Origin of the sequence: Lonsdalea quercina subsp. quercina, from assembly GCF_000688655.1 — a bacterium.
In the GTDB taxonomy this organism is placed as follows: domain Bacteria; phylum Pseudomonadota; class Gammaproteobacteria; order Enterobacterales; family Enterobacteriaceae; genus Lonsdalea; species Lonsdalea quercina.
This window is the reverse complement of sequence record NZ_JIBO01000006.1, coordinates 125,100-149,192: the sequence shown is the minus strand read 5'-3', so window position 1 is coordinate 149,192 and position 24,093 is coordinate 125,100. Positions and strand designations below refer to the sequence as shown.

Here is a 24,093-nt window from a genome sequence, read left to right as displayed (position 1 = left end):
TTCAGGCCAGTGGTGGGGTTCCCGAGCGGCCAAAGGGAGCAGACTGTAAATCTGCCGTCACAGACTTCGAAGGTTCGAATCCTTCCCCCACCACCATCTTCTCAGAGTCTCTCCCCAAGCAAACCCAACATGCTGAAGTTGCCTGTTCCCGTAGGGGGAAGGTGAGAACCTTCGACAAGGTTCGAGTCGAGCATAGCGAGACAACGTGCGCAGCACGGCCCGAAGGGCGAGGAACGAAGTGACGAGTCATCCTTCCCCCACCACCATCTTCTCAAAGTCCCTCCCCAAGCAAACCCAACACGCTGAAGTCGCCTGTTCCCGTAGGGGGGAAGGTGAGAACCTTCGACAAGGTTCGAGTCGAGCATAGCGAGACAACGTGCGCAGCACGGCCCGAAGGGCGAGGAACGAAGTGACGAGTCATCCTTCCCCCACCACCATCTTCTCAGAGTCTCTCCCCAAGCAAACCCAACACGCTGAAGTTGCCTGTTCCTCTCCACATCTCGCAGTCGGCCTCAAGATCCCTCTATGAGCCAATGCCGCTCGCTTACCCTTTCCAACTTCCGGGCATATAGGTAAATACCGGCAGTTGCCATGACCAGCGAATTGCCGCCAAGCGCACAGAGAGTCCGATCAAAAAGGAAAGAAGTTGGTTGATATCGTGGTTAAGGCCGACGTGCCGAAAACCGAGATACAGCAACGCGACCAGCAGCGAGACGCAGGCATACAGCTCTTTACGCAGCACCATCGGCGTGCGGTTGCAGAAAATATCCCGCAAGATCCCGCCGAAAATGCCTGTCGTCACCCCCGTGATGACCACGATCGTCAACGAGTAATTCAGGNGCAGCGCCACGTTGCAGCCAATAATCGTGAACGCAATGAGCCCCATGGCATCGAGTACCAGAAACAGCCGATGCAGATGCTGCATGAAGCGCGCAATAATGACGGTAAACAGACCGGCGCCGACCGTGAGATAGATGTAAGCCGGATGTTGAGTCCAGCCGATGGGGAAATTGCCGAGGAGAATGTCACGGACAGTGCCGCCGCCGAGCGCGGTAATAAAGGCGATCAAGGAAACGCCGAAGATGTCCATATTGCGGCGGCCTGCCGCCAGCGCGCCGGACATCCCCTCTGCGGTGATGGCAATAAGATAGATATAGGTCAGCACACGAGCCTCTCGTGGTTGTGCCCCTCCCTCTGTCCTTTTACCTGAGAGTTTGTGCAGCAGCTGCTGCTTGCCCCTTCGGTGGGTTGTCTGGCAACCGCTCTCCAGTTGGCGTGGATAGAATCTGCAGTAAGGTGGCCTGAGCGATTATGGGAGTTTGCGCCTTCGGCGGGATGGCCTGTGATGGCCTCCTCTCTCCTGCGAGACGCGGAGTATACGGGCTCTCAGGACCGCCATCAACCCTGCCACAACGATGGTTACTATCGGCCTTTATGCCGGGTCTCGACCGTGACTCGCCGCCCTCATTTCTGCTACCATCACGGCACATTTTCATTACAACGGCAGCGAACATGAAGTTTGTTTCTTTTAACATCAACGGCCTGCGAGCGCGGCCTCATCAATTAGCCGCAGTGGTCGAACAACACCAGCCGGACGTCATTGGTTTACAGGAAACCAAGGTACACGACGACATGTTTCCGTTGGAAGACGTGGCACAGCATGGCTATCACGTGTTCTACCACGGCCAGAAAGGTCATTACGGCGTAGCGTTGCTGACGAAGAAAGAACCACTGGCGGTCCGCCGCGGATTTCCGACCGATGAGGAAGACGCGCAGCGACGCATTATCATGGCGGATATCAATACCCCTCAAGGTCCGTTGACCGTCATCAACGGCTATTTTCCTCAGGGAGAAAGCCGAGACCATCCGACTAAATTTCCTGCAAAAACGCGTTTCTATCAGGATCTGCAGAACTATATCGAACACCATCACCCGGAAGGGCAACCGCTGGTCATCATGGGCGATCTGAATATCAGCCCGACCGATCTGGATATAGGGATTGGAGAAGAGAACCGTAAGCGCTGGCTGCGCACCGGTAAGTGCTCTTTCTTGCCGGAAGAGCGTGAGTGGTTGGCCCGACTGCAAAACTGGGGGCTGGTGGACACGTTCCGCGCCGCCAATCCCTCCTGCAACGACCAATTTTCATGGTTCGACTATCGCTCCAAAGGCTTTGATACTAATCGCGGCCTGCGTATCGATCTGATTTTGGCAAGCCAGTCTCTGGCGGAAAGCTGCACCTCGACCGGTATCGACTACACCATCCGTGCGATGGAAAAACCATCGGATCATGCGCCTATCTGGGCAGAATTTTCACTTTAAACGCTCGTCGGCGGGGCCGCATCTCAGCCCCGCCACGGTTTATTTGACCATTTTCCACACCAGATTATTGGTGCTGAGCCGCTGCTTATCCTCAGAGCATTGCAACAATACGCCTTCCATCTTGATGACCGCCCCTTCGGAATACTGCTTGTTCTGATAGGTGCAGCAACGGATGCATTGCTGAGCGTTTTCCTGTTGGCCTGAATGGTTGCCGTTGCCCCAAATCACCTGCGGCGGAACCGGCACGACAATATCGGTATTCGTATGACTCCCTGGATTAGCCTGCCCCCAGAGAGGGAAAATCACCAGCGTTGCCGCCAGAATCTGTCCCCATTTTACCGTCATGAATTTTGCTCCTTCACCTTAGGCTGCGACTTACGCCGCTTTTTTGGTTTCGATTTGCCGGGCGCGGGCGGCAGGCCACGTAATAACGGCATACTGCCACGATGCCTGACCTGCTGGATGATGTCGCACAGAGATTCCGTCAATGGCTGCATAAAATCCTGATAGCGACACTGTTTTTCGCTGATTTTTGTCAGCGTGGACTCCCAATGCGCGGTCATATCCGGATGCGCGGCGCTGGGCGGCAACGAATGGATTAGCGCTCGCCCGGTTTCGCTGGCATGGATGTAACGCCCTTTTTTGACCAGGAAAGCACGTTTGAACAAGAGTTCGATAATGCCGGCTCTCGTCGCTTCCGTTCCTAGACCATCGGTCGCACGTAGAATTTTCTTCAGTTCTTTATCCTGCACAAACCGGGCAATTCCCGTCATGGCCGAGAGTAGCGTCGCATCGGTAAAATGGCGCGGCGGCTGAGTCTGGCGCTCGACCACCTCTCCCCGTTCACACAATAGTTCATCGCCTTTGCTGACAACCGGCAGCGGCGTCCCTTCGTTCTCTTCGTCCCGTTCTTTGCCGCCGAGGAGCGTGCGCCAGCCCGCTTCCGCCAGAAAACGGGCCTTGGCCACAAATTTACCGCCCGCGATATCGAGTTCTATCACGCATTTGCGGAAAACGGCTTCAGCGCAGAACTGCATCAGATACTGCCGGGCAACCAGCATATAAACCTGACTTTCATGCTGAGTCAGCGTCGTCTTAGTTGTTCGCGCCGTAGGGATGATCGCGTGGTGAGCATCCACCTTGCCGTCATCCCAGCATCGGTTGCGGCGTTCGCTGTTAAAAATCGGCTCCGGCGGTTGTAAATCAGGCTGATGCACCCCAATCGCCTGCAATACCGCCTGTCGTCCCGCAAAGTGCTCTTCGGGCAGATAGCGGCAGTCCGAACGGGGATAGGTAATCAGTTTGTGGGTTTCATACAACCGCTGACAGGTATCCAGGACCTGCTGGGCGCTTAAACCAAACCGTCTGGCGGCTTCGATCTGCAACGTAGACAGCGAATAAGGCAACGGGGCAATTTCTGATTCCCGTTTATCATTATAGCCGGTGACGTGCGCTGGCTGTCCGGCAATGCGGTTCACCACATGTTCCGCCAGCGGCCGGTGTAGCAAACGCCCCTCCTCGTCCTGATAAGGTTCACAGGATTCACTGGGCTGCCACAGCGCCGTGAAGCGCTCATCCGCCGGCGTCACGATATGCGCTTTGACGTCGAAAAAGTCTTTAGGCACGAAGTTTTCGATCTCTTCGTCGCGCCGAACCACCAATCCCAGCACAGGCGTCTGCACTCTTCCCACCGACAGCACGCCATCATAGCCGGCATGTCGGCCCAGCAGTGTATAGGCGCGGGTCATATTGATGCCATACAGCCAGTCTGCGCGCGAACGCGCCAGCGCAGAAACACACAGCGGGATAAATTCACGGTTTTCCCGCAGACGGGCCACGGCTCTCTCGACCGCCTGCGGGTTGAGATCGTTAATCAAGCAGCGTTGAACGCGTTGACGTTTTTCATTAGGAAGTTCGAGATATTCCAACACCTCATCGACCAACAGCTGACCTTCGCGGTCGGGGTCGCCGGCATGAATAACGTCGTCCGCCTGCGCTAAAAGTTTTTTGATGGNATTGAGCTGCTTACTCACGGAAGGCCGCGGCTGCAGCCGCCACTTCTGCGGCACAATCGGCAGATCGTCCAGCGCCCAACGCGCATAGCGGGGATCGTAGGCATCCGGCTGAGCCTGCTCCAGCAAATGGCCCACGCACCACGTCACGACATCGTGCTGTCCGCAGGCGATATAACCCTCACCCCGCCGATGGGGTTTAGGCAAAACATCGGCGATAGCCCGCGCCAGGCTGGGCTTTTCGGCAATAAAAAGTCGCATGATTCACCGCACTACCGGCAGTTGTTATTAAGGCTGCTTCTCTATTGGTATAGAGGCAGCGAGATAGCGATTCGACATGGCCAATCACTTCAGAAATAGCGGACGATCCGATCCGGGTCGATCGGCGTCAGCGTCGAGGAGGCTTTCAGCTGAGGTGTACCCAAGTAAAGAAATCCGACAATTTCATCCTGCGGACGACAGTCGAAGGCTTCGCGTACGCGCTCGCTGTGCGTCCAGGCGCCGCTGCGCCAGATGCCGTTGAACCCCTGCGCCTGAGCCGCCATCTGCATGGCATGAACAGCGCAGCCCGCCGACACCACCTGCTCCCATACAGGAACTTTGTGATTTTCTTCGCAATGCGCGATGACCGTGATAATCAGCGGTGCCCGAAACGGCGACTTACGCGCCTTTTCGATAGCCGACTCATCCAGATGATTTTGCTGCGCCGCTTCGACCAGCACATCGCTGAAGCGACTGAGGCCCTCGTCCTGAATGACGAAGAAGCGCCACGGTTGCAGTGCGCCGTGATCGGGTGCCCGCATACCGGCCTGAATGATATTTTCCAGCGCAGCGCCAGCGGGGGCCGGTGCAGCCAGCCGGGAAGCCGAACGACGATTAAGTAATAGTTCCAAGGCATCCATCACACATCTCCTGTAATTCATCAGGTAGCAAGGGTTAAGACGAGATCGCGCGCAACGGTAGCACAGCCAGAAGTTTTGTTACAAGTTAACAACCTGTGTGGCCGCGCAGGGCAAGATAAAAAGCTGACTTTTACCTGTCCGCTCATTAGGATACTAAACTGTTTTTCCCATTTTCGGAGTTATCATGCGCACGATGTGGCGGATTTTCAGCGGATTCTTTAAGTGGGGGTGGCGCCTGCTTAATTTCATCCGGGAATTCATCCTCAATATTTTTCTTATCATGCTGATCTTGGTTGGCGTGGGTATTTACAGTCAATTCAAGGCGACCCCGCCTGAAGCTGCGAAAGGCGCGCTGATGTTGAACATCACCGGCGTCGTCGTCGATAAACCCTCAGTGAATAATAAGCTGCGGCAGTTCGGCCGCGAGTTTTTAGGCGTGTCCGCCAATCGCAATCAAGAGAATTCGCTATTCGACGTCATTGATGTGATTAGGCAAGCCAAAAACGACCGCAATATTACCGGCATGGTGATGGATCTGTCCGACTTCGTCGGCGCCGATCAGCCGTCATTGCAGTATATCGGCAAAGCACTGCGCGAATTCCGCGACACGGGCAAACCGATTTACGCCGTAGGCGATAACTACGACCAGTCTCAGTACTATCTGGCCAGTTACGCCAACAAGATTTTCCTGACGCCGCAGGGCGGCATCGACCTGCACGGCTTCGCCACCAACAATCTCTACTATAAAACGCTGCTGGATAAGCTAAAGGTCACGACCCACATCTTCCGCGTCGGCACCTACAAATCCGCCGTCGAGCCTTATATACGAGATGACATGTCCCCTGCGGCACGGGATGCCGACGGACGCTGGATTAACAGCCTGTGGCAAAACTACCTAACGACGATAGCCGCGAATCGTGAAATCACGCCTCAGCAGCTCTTCCCTGGCGCCGACGGCCTGCTCACCGCCCTGCGCGCGGCGGACGGCGACACCGCACGCTATGCGCTGGATAACAAACTGGTGGATGAAGTGGCTTCCCGCACGGTCATTGAACAGCAGCTGATCAAGACCTTCGGTTGGGATGCAAAAAGCAAAGACTTTAACTACACCTCTTTCTATGACTACGCGCTGACCGATCCTCAGCCGGATAACAACCAGATTGCCGTGATCTTCGCCAATGGCATGATCGTCGATGGGAATGAGGCGCCCGGTTATGTCGGCGGTAATACGACGGCTGGACAAATTCGCGATGCCCGGCTCGATCCGAAGGTGAAAGCCATCATCCTGCGCGTGAACAGCCCAGGCGGCAGCGTCACCGCGTCCGAGCAAATCCGCGCCGAGCTGGCCGCCGCACGTCAGGCTGGCAAACCGGTGGTGGTCTCGATGGGAGGCATGGCCGCCTCAGGCGGTTACTGGATCTCCACGCCAGCTAACGCTATTGTCGCCAGCCCCAGTACGCTTACCGGTTCCATCGGCATCTTCGGCGTGATCAATACGGTCGAGAATACCTTAGACAGCGTTGGCGTACATACCGACGGTGTCGCCACCTCGCCGCTGGCCGATCTGTCTATGACCAAGGCGCTGCCGCCCGAATTCGGCCAACTGATGCAGGTCAACATTGAGCGCGGCTACAAAAACTTCCTCTCTCTGGTGGCGAAGTCTCGCAACAAGACTCCTGAACAAGTGGACGAAATTGCGCAGGGCCACGTCTGGATCGGCAGTGACGCAAAAGCCAACGGCCTGGTCGATACGCTCGGCGACTTCGACGACGCGGTGAAGAAGGCGGCGGAGTTAGCTAAGTTGGATCATCATCAGCTGGTCTGGTTCGAAGAGGACGAAGGAGTGTTGGATGTGCTCTTCAATCAGGTGCGAAGCTCGGTCTACGCCACGCTTCCCGACGCTTTGCAGACGCTGTTTCCTGCGCCCGTCGCGGAGTTGAGCGAGATGCTTCGCGCACAACCCTCTCTATCGACTAAACTAACCGACCCGCAACATCGCTACGTCATTTGCCTAAGTTGCGGCAACGTTCGCTAATCGCTTCACCCGCCCGGCGACAATCGCCGGGCTGCTTTTCCCCTTGCTTCGCTCTATAATCCATTTTTTGATTTTGACGTAATCACATCCATGCAAAAGAAATCCATTTATGTCGCCTATACGGGCGGCACAATCGGCATGCAACACTCCGCTCAAGGCTATATCCCGGTTTCAGGCCATCTCCAGCAGCAGCTGGCACAGATGCCCGAGTTTCATCGGCCGGAAATGCCGTCCTTTACCATTCATGAATATACGCCGCTGATCGATTCCTCGGACATGACGCCGGAAGACTGGCAGATCATCGCCAACGACATACGGCAGCATTACGACGATTATGACGGTTTCGTGATTTTGCATGGGACAGACACGATGGCCTTCACGGCGTCGGCGCTTTCATTCATGCTGGAGAATCTGGCCAAACCCGTTATCGTGACAGGGTCACAGATCCCGCTGGCAGAACTGCGTTCCGATGGACAAACCAACCTGCTGAACGCGCTGTATGTGGCGGCCAATCATCCTATCAACGAGGTCAGTCTGTTCTTCAACAATAAGCTGCTGCGCGGCAACCGCACCACCAAAGCGCATGCCGACGGCTTTGATGCGTTCTCGTCACCCAACTACCCCGTGCTGCTGGAAACCGGTATCCATATTCGTCGCCTCTCCTCGGCGCCGTTGGTTGAGTCGGCAGATTCGCTGGTCGTTCATGACATCACCCCTCAGCCAATCGGCGTTATCACCATTTACCCCGGTATTTCCGCCGACGTCGTGCGCAACTTCCTGCTTCAACCTGTTCGAGCGTTAATTCTGCGCTCTTACGGCGTCGGCAACGCTCCGCAGAACAAAGCGTTTCTGCAGGAGCTGCGGGAAGCATCCGATCGGGGCATTATTGTGGTCAACTTGACGCAGTGCATGTCCGGCTGCGTCAACATGGAAGGCTATGCGACGGGTAATGCGCTGTCTCAAGCCGGCGTGATCAGCGGTTTCGATATGACCGTTGAAGCGACGCTCACCAAGCTGCATTATCTGCTAAGCCGGGAAGACCTGTCCCCCGATGATATCCGCCGTCTAATGCAGCAGGATCTGCGGGGTGAACTCAGCAATAGCTAAAATTCGGAGGCGGCATGAGCAAAGCGTTGTTACTGATCGATTTGCAGAATGATTTTTGTCCCGGCGGCGCATTGGCCATCAGCGAGGGCGATAGTGTCATCCCGGTGGCTAACCGTGCGATCTCCGCCTGTCATGACGCGCAGATCACCGTAGTGGCAAGCCTTGACTGGCATCCGGCGGATCATCGCAGCTTTGCCGCCAATTCCGGCACGACCATCGGCGAACTCGGCATGCTGGACGGACTGCCTCAGGTATGGTGGCCGGTGCACTGCGTCGCAGGCGAACCGGGCGCCGAGTTCCACCCGGCGCTCAATCGGCAGGCTATCGACTGGGTCGTCCATAAAGGAACCGCCAGCGATATAGATAGCTACAGCGCCTTCTTTGATAACGGCCATCGGGTAAAAACCGAACTGGACGACTGGCTTCGCGCCCAGCAGATCGACTCGCTCGCCATCATGGGATTGGCGACGGACTATTGTGTGAAGTACTCGGTGCTGGATGCCTTGGCGCTGGGGTATCGTACTGAGGTCTTGGTGGACGGCTGTCGCGGAGTCAATCTACAGCCCGCAGACAGCCAGAAGGCGCTCGAGGAGATGCAGGCGCAGGGCGCGATCTTGACAGAGTCGCAGGCGTTTATCACCGCGCTTGCCTCCTCGTAAGGCTAGATAATCGGTGGCGAGGGCAACAAGGTCAACGCCATCAGTCCTGCGGTTTAAACATCCTAATTGGCTCTGCAGCCGCAATAAATCGCTGCTTAAGCGCCTGCTTGCTTTTGATTTCTATTTCGCCCTGCTGATTGATGCTCATGTGGTCGGCCTCTACGTTATGACGTGACTGCCAGAGTAAGACCATCTGCATGGCGTTGTCTTTCTGTTCCGCAGTCAACGCCACGCCGTCGGGCCATTTTCCCAACTCCACCGCTGTCGCCAAACGCTGGTAGATCTCCGGCGTCATCGCATTTAACACATCCTCAATCTGCATTGCCCATATTCCTTGATTTATGCGTGTTAGAGGGTGTTGAGGTCCACGGCACGCAAGATTAATGACCGTATTAGCGTGCCTTGAGGTAGCGACGCCCCCATTGGAATCATTGGTAGCTGAAACGTTTCAATTAAATAGACATCTAGCCGTCTATTTTTTGATTATTTTCCGCATCGATGAAACTTAGCGAGGCCGAGTTGACGCAATAACGCTCACCGGTCGTCTCTTTGGGGCCATCAGGAAATACATGCCCGAGATGAGCATCACAATTGCCGCAACGAATTTCCACCCGATGCATATTATGCGAATTATCATCCAGGTAACGAATCGCCTCCGCAGACACAGGTTGATCAAAACTGGGCCAGCCGCAGCCAGAGTCAAACTTGTTATCCGAGTAAAACAGGGGCTGCTTACAACATAAGCAGTGGTAAATGCCGGTCTGCTTGTTATGCAGCAACTTGCCGGAAAACGGCGGTTCAGTTCCCCGCTGTTGGGTGACATATCGTTGTATTTCCGTCAGGTTATCGCGCTGAGGAGAGTCATTAAGGTCTTTGTCCATCGCTTTGCTCACAAAAAAAATTATTATGCGTGTTAAAGAGTATAGACCGTAAGCACTACAAAAAATTAACACTCGAAACGTTATTTGGCCTGTTATTGCGATAGGCTAGAGCCTGACGGGGTGCTAATTGTGATCCATGTCACAATAATACCCCCATCGGGTGTTCTCATACCCGGCCAATGCTCCTATCATGTTGTCCAACAACTGAAATGACCGAATAGATGATTTATCGTGCAAGGGTTGCCCATAGTTTTGACATACAGCAACTATTGACACGATTCCGCTTGACCCTCGGGAAGGTTTTTGTAATTTTACAGCCAACCTTTTATTCACAAACCAAATAGCTGGTGGAATATATGACTATCAAAGTAGGTATCAATGGATTTGGCCGTATCGGCCGTATTGTTTTCCGCGCTGCCCAGGAGCGTTCAGACGTTGAAATCGTTGCAATCAACGATTTGTTAGATGCGGACTACATGGCTTACATGCTGAAGTATGACTCCACTCATGGCCGCTTCAACGGTACTGTTGAAGTTAAAGACGGTCATCTGGTCGTTAACGGCAAAACCATCCGTGTTACCGCAGAACGCGATCCGGCTAACCTGAAATGGAACGAAGCGGGTGTTGACGTTGTTGCAGAAGCGACAGGTATCTTCCTGACTGACGAAACTGCACGTAAACACATCCAGGCTGGCGCTAAGAAAGTCGTACTGACTGGTCCTTCTAAAGACAGCACGCCGATGTTCGTTATGGGCGTTAACCATAAAGACTATGCGGGTCAGGATATCGTTTCCAACGCATCTTGCACCACTAACTGCCTGGCGCCGTTGGCTAAAGTTATCAACGACAAATTTGGTATCGTTGAAGCGCTGATGACCACTGTTCACGCCACTACCGCTACTCAGAAAACCGTTGACGGCCCGTCTCACAAAGACTGGCGCGGCGGCCGCGGCGCATCTCAGAACATCATCCCGTCTTCTACCGGTGCCGCTAAAGCTGTCGGTAAAGTTATCCCGGCTCTGAACGGTAAACTGACTGGTATGGCGTTCCGCGTTCCGACTCCGAACGTATCCGTTGTTGACCTGACTGCACGTCTGGAAAAAGGCGCTTCTTACGACGCTATCTGTGCTGCAATCAAAGAAGCTTCTGAAGGCGAACTGAAAGGCGTGCTGGGCTACACCGAAGACGCAGTGGTTTCTACCGATTTCAACGGTGAAAAACTGACTTCCGTATTCGATGCTAAAGCCGGTATCGCTCTGAGCGACAACTTCGTGAAACTGGTTGCTTGGTACGATAACGAAACAGGCTACTCCAACAAGGTTCTGGATCTGGTTGCTCACATCTCCAAATAATGAGCTGAAGATCGGTAACTGAATCAAGGGCGACGCAAGTCGCCCTTTTTAATACACGACGATCTTGGTCCACGGCGGTTTTTACTGCGCGATGGCTTCTCACGCGCCATCGAGTGCCATGCCCCACCCCGCACGACGTTTTATACCCCCCTTTCCGACTCTCTGACCGATTCGTCGTTCTCACTCGCATCATGACGTCTATTCTCGTCTTTTCTTGGTGAGTTGCGATGGCCTCCGCCTGCCGGCGACATTCCCTGTCCAAACAGAGCTGCGCACGCTAACGTCTCCAGGTAAAGTAACGTGGAAACCGATAACGCTATTTTTTGACGCGGGTCGACGAGACGGCGAATTCCTATTGGGGAATGGCGTCATGAGTGCCACAATATTCATGATTGATTTCTACTTATAGATGAATAGGCCCGCTTATGACTGATGCCCTGTTTTCCCTTCCTGTCAGTAAAACGATTTCCCCCCATATTACGTTGCGTCAGCAGGATCAACTGCCGATCGTCGTCATCGACCATCCGCAGTTGAAAGCCGCCGTCGCACTGCAAGGGGCCCATTTAATCGCCTGGCAACCCACCGGCGCCGCACCGGTTATTTGGCTCAGCGACAACACGTTATTTAAGGAAGGGAAAGCCATTCGCGGCGGCATTCCTGTCTGCTTCCCCTGGTTTGGTCCCGTGGCCGAACCCAGTCACGGCTTTGCGCGCATCATGCCCTGGGCCTTCTCATCCCATATCGATGATGCGGACGGCGTTACGCTGACTCTCACGCTTCGCGACAATGAGGAAACGCGCGCCATTTGGCCGCAGGCGTTTAAGGTGGATGCGCGTTTCGTGCTCACTAAGACGTCTTGCGATGTGGAGTTGGAGTTCGAAGGGGAATACAGCATGACCAGCGCCCTGCACAGCTATTTCAATATCGGGGACATCAGCCGCGTGCACGTCAGCGGGCTGGGTGAGCGCTTTATCGATAAGGTCGATCCGGAAAACCCCGGCTTCCAGCAAGGTGACCTCTCATTCCCCAACCGCACCGACCGGGTCTATACCAAACCTAAAGCGACCAGCGTTATCCACGATCCGGTTCTGGAGCGCACAATAGAAGTGCACCACCATGACCATAGCGATGTGGTAGCCTGGAACCCAGGGGAACAGCTGTCAAAAACGATGTCGGATCTCACCGATGAGGGTTACAAAACGTTCGTGTGTGTGGAAACTGCCCGTATCAGTCAACCATTTAACCTCACCCGGCATGCGCCGGCTAAATTGGCGACCTCTATACGCGTTCATTCCACCAGCGCAAAATAATCCTATTTTGGATGAAAGGCCGGTACGGTTATTGTCTCACCATGCCTGCCCTTCTGAACTGAAGTGCTTCATCATAAAGCAAACGCACCGTTAACTGACGTTCACGGTGCGTTCAAAGCACAAAAAGAGTGCATTCCTGCTTAGAAGGCGTAGCTGATTCCGCCGCCCAGCATCAGACTATCGCTTTTCTCAACCATCGGGCTGCTTTTCACTTCATCACTAAGACGGGTGTAGCGACCAATAATCCAGGTGTTCCAGCGAGGCGTAATGGTGTACCCCACGCTCAGCTCCAGATACGGATCCCAGCTGTCTCCCGGTCGATAGCTTTGAATGCCCGAACGCGCTGACTCGCTATTGCTCACGCCATAGTAGTAGCGGTTCTGTCGAGCGCTCGACCAGTTCACGCCAATCCCCGGCGTGAAATGCCACTGATCGGCATCGATGCGGTAAAGGTAGGCCGTATCCCATACGACGCCATCGCTGTTGCCCAGCGTGTCGGCGGCCAGGACGCTGCGGATGGTTCCCCATTGCGCATCATGACGGTAAGCCACCCCACCCATCAGCGTGCCTCGACGCTTATCCAGCTGTTTCATGCTGCCGTCGTCACTGTCTCCCGGCTTAAATCCGAACGGGTTGTAATAGGCGGTCAACGAAAGTTTGTTCTGCTCGTCATTCCACAGATAGTAACCGCCGCCCAACCCTCGGAAATAGAAGTTATCGCTTTCATACACCACCTGCGGGAAAGGATAGACGTGGTTGTCGTCACCGCGATAAACCGATGTTTCGCCGATGACACCCACCCCAAGAGAAAAGGTCTCCGCCTGTGCGGATAACGTCGCCGTCACGCTCAGCGCCAACGCGACACCTACTGATTGAAGTTTTTTCACTGCTCACTTTCTCCTATTCCGATCGGGCCTCCCGTGGGAGTAGGTTGCCATTATGGTCATGGTGGAAAAATAACGCCACTACAGACTGAAACGGATAACTTATAACCATTTTTTCTAGTGGCGGACGGGAGCGCTGGCATACTCGTTCAGACCCGCTGTAAAGGGGGATTCCCTATGACGCAAAGGACTGAGTCATTGTAATATCTTGAAAAGCCCAAGGAAGAATGAAGGAAATTTCACCGAGGCAAACTACGCTTTAAAGTGAAGACAACATTCCCTTGCCGCACAGATTGATGTTGAACCTGCGCAGCGCGTCACAAGTTGGCATAAGGGTTGCTCTACTCTGAAGGGGAATTCTTCTTTAGGAGAGCTAACCATTATATAGGCGGTATTCATACTCTCGCTCTCTTATTCTGTGTTGTTAATCGACGAAGGACGGGCATCGCTATGAACATATTTGATCATTACCGTCAGCGCTACGACGCTGCCAAAGACGAAGAGTTCACTCTGCAAGAGTTCCTTAACATCTGCCAGCAGGATCGCAGTGCTTATGCGAATGCTGCCGAAAGATTGTTGATGGCTATCGGTGATCCGGTCATGGTGGACACCGCGCAAGAACCACGTCTTTCCCGTTTGTTTTCCAACCGGGTCATAGCCCGCTACCCTGCTTTCGAAGAGTTTTACGGTATGGAAGAAGCGATCGAGCAAATCGTCGCTTATCTCCGTCATGCTGCTCAAGGTCTGGAAGAGAAAAAACAGATTCTGTATCTGCTCGGTCCGGTGGGCGGGGGGAAATCCTCTCTTGCCGAACGCCTGAAAGCCCTGATGCAGCTCGTGCCCATCTACGTACTCAGCGCCGACGGCGAACGCAGCCCGGTGAACGACCACCCGCTGAGCCTGTTCAATCCACATGAAGACGCCGCCATATTGGAAAAAGAGNATGGCGTGCCGCGTCGTTATCTCGGCNCCATCATGTCGCCGTGGGCGGCCAAGCGGCTTCAGGAGTTCGGCGGAGACATCACCAAGTTCCGCGTCGTTAAAGTCTGGCCCTCCATACTGGCGCAGTTGGCCATCGCCAAGACTGAACCCGGCGATGAGAATAACCAGGATATTTCCGCGCTGGTCGGGAAAGTGGACATCCGCAAACTGGAACATTTCGCCCAGAACGATCCCGATGCCTATGGCTACTCCGGCGCACTTTGCCGCGCCAATCAGGGCATCATGGAATTCGTGGAAATGTTCAAAGCCCCAATCAAAGTGCTTCATCCACTGCTGACCGCGACGCAGGAAGGCAACTACAACGGGACGGAAGGCATTGCCGCCCTGCCGTTCAACGGCATCATTCTGGCTCACTCCAACGAATCGGAATGGGTGCAGTTCCGCAACAACAAGAATAACGAGGCCTTCCTCGACCGTGTGTATATCGTCAAAGTGCCGTACTGCCTGCGCGTATCGGAAGAGGTCAAAATCTACGACAAGCTGTTGCAAAATAGTGAGCTGAGCCAGTCGCCTTGCGCCCCAGGCACACTGGAAACGCTGGCGCGCTTCTCTATCTTGTCGCGTCTGAAAGACCCCGAAAACTCCAGCACGTATTCGAAAATGCGGGTGTATGACGGGGAAAGCCTGAAAGATACGGACCCGAAAGCCAAGTCCTACCAGGAATATCGGGACTATGCCGGCGTCGACGAAGGCATGCAGGGATTGTCCACGCGTTTCGCCTTTAAGATTCTGTCTCGCGTGTTCAACTTCGACCACAGCGAAGTCGCTGCCAACCCGGTACACCTGTTCTATGTGCTGGAGCAGCAGATTGAACGCGAACAGTTCCCGCAGGACGTGGCGGAAAAATATCTGGAGCACCTGAAAGGCTATTTGATTCCTAAATACGCGGAATTCATCGGCAAGGAGATCCAGACCGCCTATCTCGAATCCTATTCGGAATACGGCCAGAACATCTTTGATCGCTATGTCACCTACGCGGACTTCTGGATTCAGGATCAGGAATATCGCGATCCCGATACCGGCCAGCTGTTCGACCGCGAAGCGCTTAACAGCGAGCTGGAAAAAATCGAGAAGCCGGCTGGCATCAGCAACCCTAAAGACTTCCGTAATGAAATCGTCAACTTCGTGTTGCGTGCTCGCGCGGGCAACAACGGTCGCAATCCAAACTGGACCAGCTATGAAAAACTGCGCACAGTGATTGAGAAGAAGATGTTCTCCAACACCGAAGAGCTGTTGCCGGTGATTTCATTCAATACCAAGACCTCAACCGAGGAGCAAAAAAAACACGACGACTTCGTCGACCGTATGATGGAAAAAGGCTATACCCGCAAGCAGGTTCGATTGTTATGCGAATGGTACCTGCGCGTGAGAAAGTCGTCTTAATGCGACAGACCGACAGGCAACGTCGTTTGGGGGAAACATGGCTTATTTCATCGATCGCCGGCTAAACGGTAAAAATAAAAGCGCGGTTAACCGTCAGCGTTTTTTGCGCCGCTATAAGTCGCAGATAAAACATTCGATTGCCGATGCCATTAATAAACGTTCGGTAACCGATGTGGACAACGGGGAGTCAATTACGATCCCTAATTCGGATATCAGTGAGCCGATGTTTCATCAGGGCCGCGGTGGCGTACGCCACCGTGTTCACCCTGGCAACGACCACTTCGTGCAGAATGATAAAATCGAGCGACCGCAGGGCGGCGGCGGCGGCGGTTCCGGTCAGGGCGAAGCGAGCCAAGATGGCGAAGGTCAGGACGATTTCGTTTTTCAGATATCTAAAGACGAATATCTCGACCTGCTGTTCGAGGACCTGGCGCTGCCTAACCTGAAAAAAACCGAACATCGGCAGATGACGGAGTATAAAAACCATCGAGCGGGCTATACCTCGAACGGCGTGCCCGCCAATATCAGCGTCGTACGATCGCTGCAAAATTCCCTCGCTCGCCGCATGGCGATGACGGCGGGGAAACGCCGCGAATTGCACGCGTTGGAAGAACATCTCGCGTTACTGGAGAACTCCGAGCCAGCCCAGCTGTTGGAAGAGGAACGGCTGCGCGCGGAGATCGCCGAACTGCGGCAGCGCATTGCGCGCGTGCCGTTCATAGACACATTCGACCTGCGTTACAAGAACTTTGAACGCAGGCCGGAGCCTTCCAGTCAGGCGGTAATGTTTTGCCTGATGGATGTTTCCGGCTCGATGGATCAGGCGACCAAGGATATCGCCAAACGTTTCTACATCCTGCTGTATCTGTTCCTCAGCCGATCATACAGAAACGTGGAAGTCGTCTATATTCGGCACCATACGCAAGCCAAAGAAGTAGACGAGGAGGAGTTTTTCTACTCACAGGAAACCGGCGGTACGATTGTATCGAGCGCATTGAAGCTGATGGAAGAAGTGGTTAAGGAGCGCTACGATCCCGCGCTGTGGAATATTTATGCCGCGCAAGCGTCGGACGGGGATAACTGGGCGGATGACTCGCCGCTGTGTCACGACCTGCTGGCCAGTCATTTGTTACCCTTCGTGCGCTATTACAGCTATATCGAGATCACACGCCGCTCTCATCAGACACTATGGCGCGAATACGAGCGCCTACAGGAAAAGTACGAGAACTTCGCCATGCAGCACATTCGCGATCAGGACGATATCTATCCCGTATTCCGCGAGCTGTTTCACAAGCAAACCGTCAACAACTGACCCTTCATCAGCCAGCCGCGCCCGCGCTGGCTGATTTTATCAACGCCGATTCCGTCACAAGCCTCATCGAGCCTATCCCCGCCAACGCACTCAAGCAGCTTTATCTTTGATAATTTTATTGTTATGTTATCACATATCAAAATGAGCCTCATGAGGTCGACTTGTGCTTGAAGTTAGCCGCCTGCAATTAGCGATTCAGGGCCGGATAAAAGTTCGCGGCGTCAGTTTTTCCGTCTCGGCGGGCGAAAGCGTCGGCTTACTGGGCGCCTCCGGTTCCGGAAAGTCGCTCACCGCCCGTGCGCTGCTGGGCGCGCTCCCCATCCACACCCAGGTGTGCGGCAGTATTCGATTTTTCGGTGAGGAAGTCGCCCATCGCCCGATACAGCGTCGTTCTGCCTGGAGCCGCCCCGCCGCTATATTTCAAGACTCTTCGACGGCGCTCAATCCGCTGGTGACCGTTGAAAAACAGCTACGAATGGCCATGCAGTCAGCCGGCCTCTCGCCTCAGCCGCTTCGCGCCTTGCTGCTCTCCGTTGGCTTTGACAATCCCGACGTCATTCTTCCACGCCACCCAGGAGAACTATCTGGCGGCCAACGTCAACGCGTATGCCTCGCGCTGGCATTGCTCTGCCAGCGCCCTCTGTTGATTGCCGATGAACCCACCACCGCGCTCGATGTCATTTCGCAGGCACAGGTACTGAACACGCTACGGGCCTATAGCCTCGACAAACCAGATTCCGCGCTGCTGTTTATCACGCATGACATTGCCGTCGCCGCCGCGCTATGTCGTCGCCTGCTGATTATGAAGGACGGTCATATCGTTGAACAAGGTGATACCCGCACGCTACTCGCCCACCCCCAACATCCCTACACGCGAACACTGATTAGCGCCGCACAGCAACAGCACCAAACGCTGGCGATGCTATCGCAACCTTCGCTGCAATGGGCAAGCTAATCCGATGAACACGCCGTTTCTCCATGTGTCGCAGGCGACTCGCCGATACCCGCAGCCCGGTCGATGGTTCCAGCGTCCGCGCTTTTATCAGGCGTTAAGCGATATTACTCTGCGTTTCGAGGAGGGAGAACGAGTGGGTTTGGTGGGAGCTTCCGGCTCAGGTAAATCCACATTGCTGAAAGCGATGTTGGCGCTCGAGACGCTGACCGAAGGCGAGATTTACTGCGAAGGACGCCTCATCCGTCCCGGTCGCGCATCGGCCTTGCTCTGGTATCGCCAGCGAGTACAGTACATTCCGCAAGATCCGGCAGGATCGCTGGCGCCGCACCATAACGTATTCCAACTGATAGCCGAGCCGCTACGACGGCTGGGCTATCGCGGAAAGATAGCGGATGCCGTGCAGGAGGCGTGCGAACAAGTGGAGTTAGCGCCGGACTTACTGACGAGAAATGCGCAGGAACTATCCGGCGGGCAGGCTCAGCGTGTCGCCATTGCCCGCGCTATCGCGCTGAAACCCCGTTTTCTGCTGGCCGACGAACCGGTCAGCGGACTCGACCTCCCGCTCCGCCAGCAGATCATTACATTAATGGCGCACGTTGCCCGCCGTCGACAGATGGGCCTTCTGGTTGTCTCGCACGATATCTCCGCAGTCGCGGCACTCTGCGAGCGTGTATTGGTCATGCATCAAAGCCGTATCGTAGAAGACCGCCCCCTCGCTCAGCTCTTGACGTACCCCGCTCACGCCCAGAGCGCCGCGCTGCTGGCAGCCGTACCCGTATTTTCGACCGACCTGTCGCCCACGTGCGATTAAAACCAAAAGGATTGTGTATGAACCTCCTTTCACCTCTCCAGCATCGTACCTCCGCCTTGCTGATCGGCAGTCTGCTGCTTAGCGGTTGCTTCGACCAGGAAACGCCGAGCGCAGACGGCGCCGCCTCGCCCCGCATTCGGGTGGCCATGCTGCTGCCGCCTCGTTCCGGGTTGTCGCCCTTTAGCGATGACGCCTTCAAACTGTCCCGTTGGAGCACCGCTGAAACGCTGGTAAAACTGGATGCCAACGGAGACACGCAGCCGGTGCTGGCGACACACTGGCGCCCGTTGGATGAAACGACCTGGCATCTGACGTTGCGCCCCGGCGTCAAATTTCATGATGACAGCAGCATGGATGCGTCGTCGGTGGTCAACGCGCTGACGGCAGCGACACGCGCCGTTCCTAAACCACGTATTTTGGACGGCGTCGAACTGACTATTCACGCCGACGGCGATCGCGCCGTCATTATTAAAACAGCTCGCCGCGATCCCCTGCTGCCTCAGCGCTTATCAAGTCCGCAGTTAGCTATTCTGTCCCCCGCCGCCTACCAGGAAAATGGTGTCGTCAATCCAATCAGAGCAGGGACCGGTCCGTTTGTGCTGACTCGCGTCAACGGTACCTCCACCGCACATCTCGATCGCTTTGAACGCTACTGGGGAAAGCTCGCCGCCGCGCCCGGAATTGACGTTGATTTTGTACCGGACGGCGCGGCTCGCGCCGCCGCCCTACGGACTCAGTCAGCGGATGTCGTCGAGGCGATCCCTGTCTCTCAGGTACCATTACTGGACCCGGCCCGCGTGCATGAAGTCCCGATGCCGCGCACCAACACGCTATATCTGAATACCCGCCGAGGCGCATTTAGCGATCCGGCGCTGCGAGCCGCCGTACGCGACGCCATCGACCGTACGGCGCTAGTTAACGGCGTATACGAACAGCGGGCGGATGTGGCGGTCGGACTACTGGGGCCTGCGTTGCAGTGGGCGGCCCCGCTGCGTCAGCCCGTCACCTCGCCGACGCCCGCCGGGGCGCCGCATGGCGCGTCCATTACGCTGGCGACCTTTAGCGACCGCACCGAGCTGCCGGAAGTGGCCGTGTACCTGTCGCAACAACTCAGCGCGGCCGGTTTCACCGTCAAACAGGAGGTGCGCGAGTACGCCCAGATAGAGTCCGATGCGCTCGCCGGAAAATTCGATGCTTTCATTCTGTCCCGTGCGACGGTATTAGACTCCGGCGACCCCGTCGCCTACCTATACAGCGACTTCGCCTGCAAAGGCTCGTTCAACCTCTCTCAGCTCTGCCATCCCGACGTCGATCAGGCGTTGCAGGAAGCCGCAAGCATACCCGCGGGCGAAGCCCNCCGTCAGGCCATCATGCGCGCTGAAAAACGCATCCTCGGCACCAATGCCGCCATACCGCTCTTGCATGAGCGGGTCATTCAGGGAGAGTCCGAGCGGGCGCGTCAGGTTATGCGCGACCCGCGAGAGCGAGAGCTGATTACCAGCGAGACCACGGTCAATGAGGTGCTGCCGACGCCATGACCGAACCGAATATGCGTCGGGCCTGCTCCCGCACTTTCGCTCGCGCCTTTCTTGCGAGACCCGCGCTCGCACTGATGTCGCGTTTGTCGATGACTGCGGGTATTGTGACGCTGATCGGGCTTCTGCCCTGGCTATCCGGCGGCGATCCGGCGCTAACCCTGCTGCGCGCTCGCTCTGGCGAGCAGGAAGCGACGCAAGAAGCGCTGACGGCAATCCGCCAGCATTACGGACTTGACCAAGGCCCGCTACAGCTATTGTGGCACTGGCTCGTCGGCCTGATGCATGGCGACGCTGGCGTCTCTTGGGTCTCCGGCAACCCGGTACTGCCGGGCATGCTGGCCGCAACCGGCGTCTCGTTGCAGCTGATGAGCTGCGCGCTATTAGTCGCCCTCGTCGTCACGATGCTTCTGTGCGCCCCCACCGTGTTCCGGGGACTACGCGGCGACAATCGACGCGGCAGCGGGCTTATTGCCATCGCTCTCACCGCCATGCCGGAGTTTTTATTGGCGGCCTTTTTGCTGCTCGCCGGGGCCGTGTGGATGCAGTTGTTTCCTCCCTACGGCTGGCGAGGCTGGGAGTACGCCGTGCTGCCCGCGCTGGCATTGGGATTGCCCGCGGGAGGCCTGCTTGGAAAGCTATTCAGCGATACGCTGAGCTCCACCTTTGCCGAGCCTTGGTTGATCACCTGGCACGTCGCCGGATTCTCGCGCACCGCGTGTCTGCTTGCGGTGATGCGCCGCGCGCTTCCTGCGGTTCTGCCTCAGGTAGGGTTGGTGCTGGTAGGATTGACCGGCGGTGCGGTTGCCGTCGAAAAGGTCTTTGCGATCCCCGGATTGGGACGCGCTACGCTTGGCGCGTCGGCCGCACAGGATCTGCCTGCGTTACAGTGCGGCATGCTACTCCTGCTGCTGTTCGCCACAGCGGCGGGCAGCGGCATTGGTCTGCTGCGCCATAGGCTACTGGGCCGCGCGATCTCTACAGCATCACTGCCGGTGCCGATACAGTCAGCCCCTATTCGTCCGGGCGCTTACGGGGTCCCCGCGCTGGCGGGAGGCCTGCTCGCGCTGCTGCTGGTCACCGGGCTGCCGCGCGAACCGCTCTCTTCGGACTTCATGCGCCTGCAAGAACCTTCGCTCATGCTGCCTTTCGGCGTAGACGCCACCGGGCGCGACCTGTTGGCTCGCGTCGCCCACGGCGCGATCGTTACTTTGGCGACCGCACTGATCGTCACGTTGGGGAGTCTGGCGATCGGGTTATGCATCGGCCTGTTTCCCCGGCTGTTCACCGGACCGATTGAAATGACGAACGCCCTGCCGCCCGTCATTTCGGGAATGATAGTGGCCGCGCTGTACGGCCCCTCCATTACCGGCGCGGCGGTCGCCGTCATGCTGGTCAGTTGGGCGCCGCTGGCGGCGCATACCGCCGCGCTGGTGACCGAAATTCATGCGCGACCCTATGTGCTCATCGCTCCCGTTCTGGGGATGGGTCGCCGTCAATGCCTGTTGCATTATACCTTGCCAGGCCTGCTGGGGCCGCTGATGCGCCACGCCATGCTTCGCCTACCCGGCATCGCGCTGGCATTGGCTTCACTGGGTTTTCTGGGGCTGGGGCAACAGCCGCCAGCGCCGGAATGGGGCCGAATTCTGGCGGAAGGCATGCCGTATGTCGAACGCGCGCCCTGGTGCGTCCTTGCGCCGGTCGGCGCATTGATCCTGCTCTCCGTGCTTATGGTCTCGCTCAGCCATCTATCGCGTCGATGACGGTCCGTGAGCGCAACTTCATTCTGCGTTTGGCCAGGTGCATACCCTGGCCGGGTCGTGAAACTCGCTCAATCAGCATCGCCGTTTTTTACGTATAGGCACTCAGATGACCGGCGCTGCCCCTCCTCCCTATGGGGTTCCTCAATGACAGGATCCTCTTTGATATAGCTTTTAGTTATTACGCGGTTGAAGCGGCGTCGGCGTAAGATGACTCACTCGCCAACCGAATAATAAACATCCATGCCACTGATTTTTCAGATTGAACTACGATTAAACAGTGTCACGCGATAATGTGGTGACAAGTAATTGTGAGGGCGCGCAGATGGCTGTATCAATTGATGATCGGGTAAAAAACCCACAATGTCTGAGCGATGGGCCGGACTGGACGTTCGAGTTGCTTCAGGTCTATCTGGATGAAATCGACAGGATCGCCAAATCATATCGGTTAGACACCTACCCCCACCAGATTGAAATTATCACTTCCGAACAGATGATGGATGCTTACTCCAGCATCGGCATGCCCATTAACTATACCCACTGGTCGTTTGGCAAGAAGTTTATCGAGACCGAACAGCTGTATAAGCACGGGCAGCAAGGATTGGCGTACGAAATCGTCATCAATTCCAACCCGTGTATCGCTTACCTGATGGAAGAGAACACCATGACCATGCAGGCGCTGGTTATCGCCCACGCCTGCTACGGCCACAACTCCTTTTTCAAAGGCAACTATCTGTTCCGCAGCTGGACCGACGCCAGTTCCATTGTGGATTATTTGATTTTCGCCCGCCAGTATATTGCGCGCTGTGAGGAGCGTTATGGCGTGGTGGAAGTGGAACGCCTGCTGGACTCATGCCACGCCTTGATGAATTACGGCGTAGACCGTTATAAACGCCCTCAGAAAATCTCATTGGAAGAGGAGCAGCAACGGCAGAAAAGTCGTGAAGCCTATCTGCAAAGTCAGGTAAACGACCTCTGGAAAACTCTGCCACGGCGCGAGCTGGAATCCGCGCCGGAAAAAACGCCGCGCTACCCGGCAGAACCGCAAGAAAACCTGCTTTACTTCATGGAGAAAAACGCACCGCTGCTGGAATCCTGGCAGCGTGAAGTGCTACGCATCGTGCGTAAGGTCAGTCAGTATTTCTATCCGCAGAAGCAGACGCAGGTCATGAACGAAGGCTGGGCTACCTTCTGGCACTACACGATCCTCAATCATCTTTACGATGAGGGCAAAGTCTCCGATCGCTTTATGATGGAATTCTTGCATAGCCACACCAACGTGGTTTATCAACCGCCTTACAACAGCCCTTATTACAGCGGCATCAACCCGTATGCACTAGGGTTCGCCATGTTTCAGGACATCAAGCGTATCTGTCAGGCCCCCACGGAGGAAGATCGCCACTGGTTCCCGGACATCGCCGGTACGGATTGGCTGGATACGCTGCATTTCGCAATGCAAAACTTCAAAGACGAAAGCTTCATCAGCCAATTCCTGTCGCCGAAAGTGATGCGTGATTTCCGGTTGTTCACCGTGCTGGATGATGACAGCAATAACTACCTGGAGATCGCCGCGATCCATAATGAGGAAGGCTACAAGAAAATCCGACAGGAACTCTCCGCGCAATACAATTTAAGCAATATCGAACCCAACATACAGATTTGGAATGTCGACCTGCGCGGCAACCGCTCGATGACGCTGCGCTATATCCCGCAAAATCGAGCTCCGCTCGACAAGAGCAGTCATGAGGTCATGAAACATGTGTATCGCCTGTGGGGATTTGAAGTGTTTATGGAGCAGTTGAATGAAGATGGCAGCGTGGAGCTGATCGACCGCTGCCCGCCTCGCAATCAGTCTTAGCCGTCCGACACTTGAA

The 24,093-nt window shown here is 55.7% G+C and carries 20 protein-coding genes, 1 tRNA gene, 2 other RNA genes and 1 riboswitch; of the genes, 16 read left to right on the top strand and 7 right to left on the bottom strand.

What is annotated here, in order from left to right; translation table 11 throughout:
* Positions 1 to 11: 11 nt before the first annotated feature.
* The 3 genes from RZ35_RS05800 to RZ35_RS17245 all read left to right on the top strand — a co-directional run bounded on the left by RZ35_RS05800 (position 12) and on the right by RZ35_RS17245 (position 437).
* Positions 12 to 96: transfer RNA gene (locus tag RZ35_RS05800), tRNA-Tyr, on the top strand.
* A gap of 45 nt (positions 97 to 141) precedes the next feature.
* Positions 142 to 266, top strand: a non-coding RNA gene (locus RZ35_RS17250) — RtT sRNA.
* A 46-nt stretch (positions 267 to 312) separates the two neighbouring features.
* A non-coding RNA gene (locus tag RZ35_RS17245) (RtT sRNA) lies at positions 313 to 437 on the top strand.
* A gap of 107 nt (positions 438 to 544) precedes the next feature.
* Here the strand turns inward: RZ35_RS17245 and RZ35_RS05795 are convergent.
* On the bottom strand, positions 545 to 1,165 hold the full coding sequence (locus RZ35_RS05795) for a trimeric intracellular cation channel family protein (RefSeq protein WP_026742447.1): 621 nt from the start codon (positions 1,163 to 1,165) through the stop codon (positions 545 to 547).
* A 19-nt stretch (positions 1,166 to 1,184) separates the two neighbouring features.
* A riboswitch (glycine riboswitch) is annotated at positions 1,185 to 1,280 on the bottom strand.
* A gap of 232 nt (positions 1,281 to 1,512) precedes the next feature.
* Between RZ35_RS05795 and xthA the strand changes: the two genes are divergently transcribed.
* Positions 1,513 to 2,319, top strand: coding sequence for an exodeoxyribonuclease III (gene xthA / locus RZ35_RS05785; RefSeq protein ID WP_026742445.1), 807 nt, complete (start codon positions 1,513 to 1,515; stop codon positions 2,317 to 2,319).
* A gap of 39 nt (positions 2,320 to 2,358) precedes the next feature.
* Here xthA and RZ35_RS05780 read toward each other — a convergent pair whose 3' ends face one another.
* The 3 genes from RZ35_RS05780 to RZ35_RS05770 form a co-directional block, all read right to left on the bottom strand.
* Entirely contained in the window at positions 2,359 to 2,664 is a 306-nt protein-coding gene (locus RZ35_RS05780) for a DUF1496 domain-containing protein (protein ID WP_026742444.1), read from the bottom strand.
* Positions 2,661 to 4,592 (bottom strand): DNA topoisomerase III, encoded by a 1,932-nt coding sequence (locus tag RZ35_RS05775; RefSeq protein ID WP_026742443.1) that lies wholly within the window; start codon positions 4,590 to 4,592, stop codon positions 2,661 to 2,663. Before RZ35_RS05775 ends, RZ35_RS05780 begins: the two co-directional genes overlap by 4 nt.
* An 89-nt stretch (positions 4,593 to 4,681) precedes the next feature.
* Complete coding sequence (locus tag RZ35_RS05770) at positions 4,682 to 5,233, bottom strand: NAD(P)H nitroreductase (protein WP_026742442.1); 552 nt, start codon at positions 5,231 to 5,233, stop codon at positions 4,682 to 4,684.
* Between the two features lie 184 nt (positions 5,234 to 5,417).
* Between RZ35_RS05770 and sppA the strand changes: the two genes are divergently transcribed.
* The 3 genes from sppA to pncA all read left to right on the top strand — a co-directional run bounded on the left by sppA (position 5,418) and on the right by pncA (position 9,034).
* Positions 5,418 to 7,268, top strand: a complete 1,851-nt coding sequence (sppA, locus tag RZ35_RS05765; RefSeq protein ID WP_026742441.1) for a signal peptide peptidase SppA — start codon at positions 5,418 to 5,420, stop codon at positions 7,266 to 7,268.
* A 90-nt stretch (positions 7,269 to 7,358) separates the two neighbouring features.
* Complete coding sequence (ansA, locus tag RZ35_RS05760; RefSeq protein ID WP_026742440.1) at positions 7,359 to 8,375, top strand: asparaginase; 1,017 nt, start codon at positions 7,359 to 7,361, stop codon at positions 8,373 to 8,375.
* 14 nt (positions 8,376 to 8,389) lie between these two features.
* Positions 8,390 to 9,034 carry a bifunctional nicotinamidase/pyrazinamidase gene (gene pncA / locus RZ35_RS05755; protein ID WP_026742439.1) on the top strand — a complete coding sequence of 215 codons (645 nt, stop codon included), beginning with the start codon at positions 8,390 to 8,392 and terminating at the stop codon, positions 9,032 to 9,034.
* 40 nt (positions 9,035 to 9,074) lie between these two features.
* Here pncA and RZ35_RS05750 read toward each other — a convergent pair whose 3' ends face one another.
* Together RZ35_RS05750 and msrB are read right to left on the bottom strand one after the other, a co-directional pair.
* The gene (locus RZ35_RS05750; protein WP_026742438.1) at positions 9,075 to 9,356 is read right to left on the bottom strand and encodes a YeaC family protein; all 282 of its coding nucleotides are present in this window, start codon (positions 9,354 to 9,356) and stop codon (positions 9,075 to 9,077) included.
* 142 nt (positions 9,357 to 9,498) lie between these two features.
* Positions 9,499 to 9,915, bottom strand: coding sequence for a peptide-methionine (R)-S-oxide reductase MsrB (gene msrB / locus RZ35_RS05745; RefSeq protein ID WP_026742437.1), 417 nt, complete (start codon positions 9,913 to 9,915; stop codon positions 9,499 to 9,501).
* 356 nt (positions 9,916 to 10,271) lie between these two features.
* Here msrB and gapA point away from each other — a divergent pair, with 356 nt between their 5' ends.
* Positions 10,272 to 11,267: a glyceraldehyde-3-phosphate dehydrogenase gene (gene gapA / locus RZ35_RS05740; protein ID WP_026742436.1), complete on the top strand. Its 996-nt coding sequence runs from the start codon at positions 10,272 to 10,274 to the stop codon at positions 11,265 to 11,267.
* Between the two features lie 425 nt (positions 11,268 to 11,692).
* Entirely contained in the window at positions 11,693 to 12,577 is an 885-nt protein-coding gene (locus RZ35_RS05735; RefSeq protein WP_026742435.1) for a D-hexose-6-phosphate mutarotase, read from the top strand.
* 140 nt (positions 12,578 to 12,717) lie between these two features.
* Here RZ35_RS05735 and RZ35_RS05730 read toward each other — a convergent pair whose 3' ends face one another.
* Positions 12,718 to 13,464, bottom strand: a complete 747-nt coding sequence (locus RZ35_RS05730; RefSeq protein ID WP_026742434.1) for a MipA/OmpV family protein — start codon at positions 13,462 to 13,464, stop codon at positions 12,718 to 12,720.
* Positions 13,465 to 13,911: 447 nt separating this feature from the next.
* Between RZ35_RS05730 and RZ35_RS05725 the strand changes: the two genes are divergently transcribed.
* The 7 genes from RZ35_RS05725 (at position 13,912) to RZ35_RS05695 (ending at position 24,077) form a co-directional block, all read left to right on the top strand.
* Positions 13,912 to 15,846 carry a PrkA family serine protein kinase gene (locus tag RZ35_RS05725; RefSeq protein ID WP_026742433.1) on the top strand — a complete coding sequence of 645 codons (1,935 nt, stop codon included), beginning with the start codon at positions 13,912 to 13,914 and terminating at the stop codon, positions 15,844 to 15,846.
* Positions 15,847 to 15,883: 37 nt separating this feature from the next.
* Positions 15,884 to 17,158, top strand: a complete 1,275-nt coding sequence (locus RZ35_RS05720; RefSeq protein WP_026742432.1) for a YeaH/YhbH family protein — start codon at positions 15,884 to 15,886, stop codon at positions 17,156 to 17,158.
* A gap of 163 nt (positions 17,159 to 17,321) precedes the next feature.
* The gene (locus RZ35_RS05715; protein WP_026742431.1) at positions 17,322 to 18,113 is read left to right on the top strand and encodes an ATP-binding cassette domain-containing protein; all 792 of its coding nucleotides are present in this window, start codon (positions 17,322 to 17,324) and stop codon (positions 18,111 to 18,113) included.
* A 4-nt stretch (positions 18,114 to 18,117) separates the two neighbouring features.
* Positions 18,118 to 18,924, top strand: coding sequence for an ABC transporter ATP-binding protein (locus tag RZ35_RS05710; protein ID WP_036152774.1), 807 nt, complete (start codon positions 18,118 to 18,120; stop codon positions 18,922 to 18,924).
* A 17-nt stretch (positions 18,925 to 18,941) separates the two neighbouring features.
* On the top strand, positions 18,942 to 20,462 hold the full coding sequence (locus RZ35_RS05705) for an ABC transporter substrate-binding protein (protein ID WP_026742430.1): 1,521 nt from the start codon (positions 18,942 to 18,944) through the stop codon (positions 20,460 to 20,462).
* A gap of 11 nt (positions 20,463 to 20,473) precedes the next feature.
* Positions 20,474 to 22,222, top strand: coding sequence for an ABC transporter permease subunit (locus tag RZ35_RS05700; protein ID WP_051625503.1), 1,749 nt, complete (start codon positions 20,474 to 20,476; stop codon positions 22,220 to 22,222).
* A 322-nt stretch (positions 22,223 to 22,544) separates the two neighbouring features.
* Positions 22,545 to 24,077: a SpoVR family protein gene (locus RZ35_RS05695; RefSeq protein ID WP_026742428.1), complete on the top strand. Its 1,533-nt coding sequence runs from the start codon at positions 22,545 to 22,547 to the stop codon at positions 24,075 to 24,077.
* Positions 24,078 to 24,093 lie beyond the last annotated feature (16 nt).

What these genes read in the sequence shown, in the direction of transcription:
- RZ35_RS05770 (WP_026742442.1), bottom strand. Translation starts at nt 5,233, where the DNA reads ATGGATGCCTTGGAACTATTACTTAATCGTCGTTCGGCTTCCCGGCTG.
- RZ35_RS05695 (WP_026742428.1), top strand. Translation starts at nt 22,545, where the DNA reads ATGGCTGTATCAATTGATGATCGGGTAAAAAACCCACAATGTCTGAGC.
- RZ35_RS05735 (WP_026742435.1), top strand. Translation starts at nt 11,693, where the DNA reads ATGACTGATGCCCTGTTTTCCCTTCCTGTCAGTAAAACGATTTCCCCC.
- RZ35_RS05720 (WP_026742432.1), top strand. Translation starts at nt 15,884, where the DNA reads ATGGCTTATTTCATCGATCGCCGGCTAAACGGTAAAAATAAAAGCGCG.
- pncA (WP_026742439.1), top strand. Translation starts at nt 8,390, where the DNA reads ATGAGCAAAGCGTTGTTACTGATCGATTTGCAGAATGATTTTTGTCCC.
- RZ35_RS05700 (WP_051625503.1), top strand. Translation starts at nt 20,474, where the DNA reads ATGCGTCGGGCCTGCTCCCGCACTTTCGCTCGCGCCTTTCTTGCGAGA.
- RZ35_RS05710 (WP_036152774.1), top strand. Translation starts at nt 18,118, where the DNA reads ATGAACACGCCGTTTCTCCATGTGTCGCAGGCGACTCGCCGATACCCG.
- ansA (WP_026742440.1), top strand. Translation starts at nt 7,359, where the DNA reads ATGCAAAAGAAATCCATTTATGTCGCCTATACGGGCGGCACAATCGGC.
- RZ35_RS05750 (WP_026742438.1), bottom strand. Translation starts at nt 9,356, where the DNA reads ATGCAGATTGAGGATGTGTTAAATGCGATGACGCCGGAGATCTACCAG.
- msrB (WP_026742437.1), bottom strand. Translation starts at nt 9,915, where the DNA reads ATGGACAAAGACCTTAATGACTCTCCTCAGCGCGATAACCTGACGGAA.
- sppA (WP_026742441.1), top strand. Translation starts at nt 5,418, where the DNA reads ATGCGCACGATGTGGCGGATTTTCAGCGGATTCTTTAAGTGGGGGTGG.
- xthA (WP_026742445.1), top strand. Translation starts at nt 1,513, where the DNA reads ATGAAGTTTGTTTCTTTTAACATCAACGGCCTGCGAGCGCGGCCTCAT.
- RZ35_RS05780 (WP_026742444.1), bottom strand. Translation starts at nt 2,664, where the DNA reads ATGACGGTAAAATGGGGACAGATTCTGGCGGCAACGCTGGTGATTTTC.
- gapA (WP_026742436.1), top strand. Translation starts at nt 10,272, where the DNA reads ATGACTATCAAAGTAGGTATCAATGGATTTGGCCGTATCGGCCGTATT.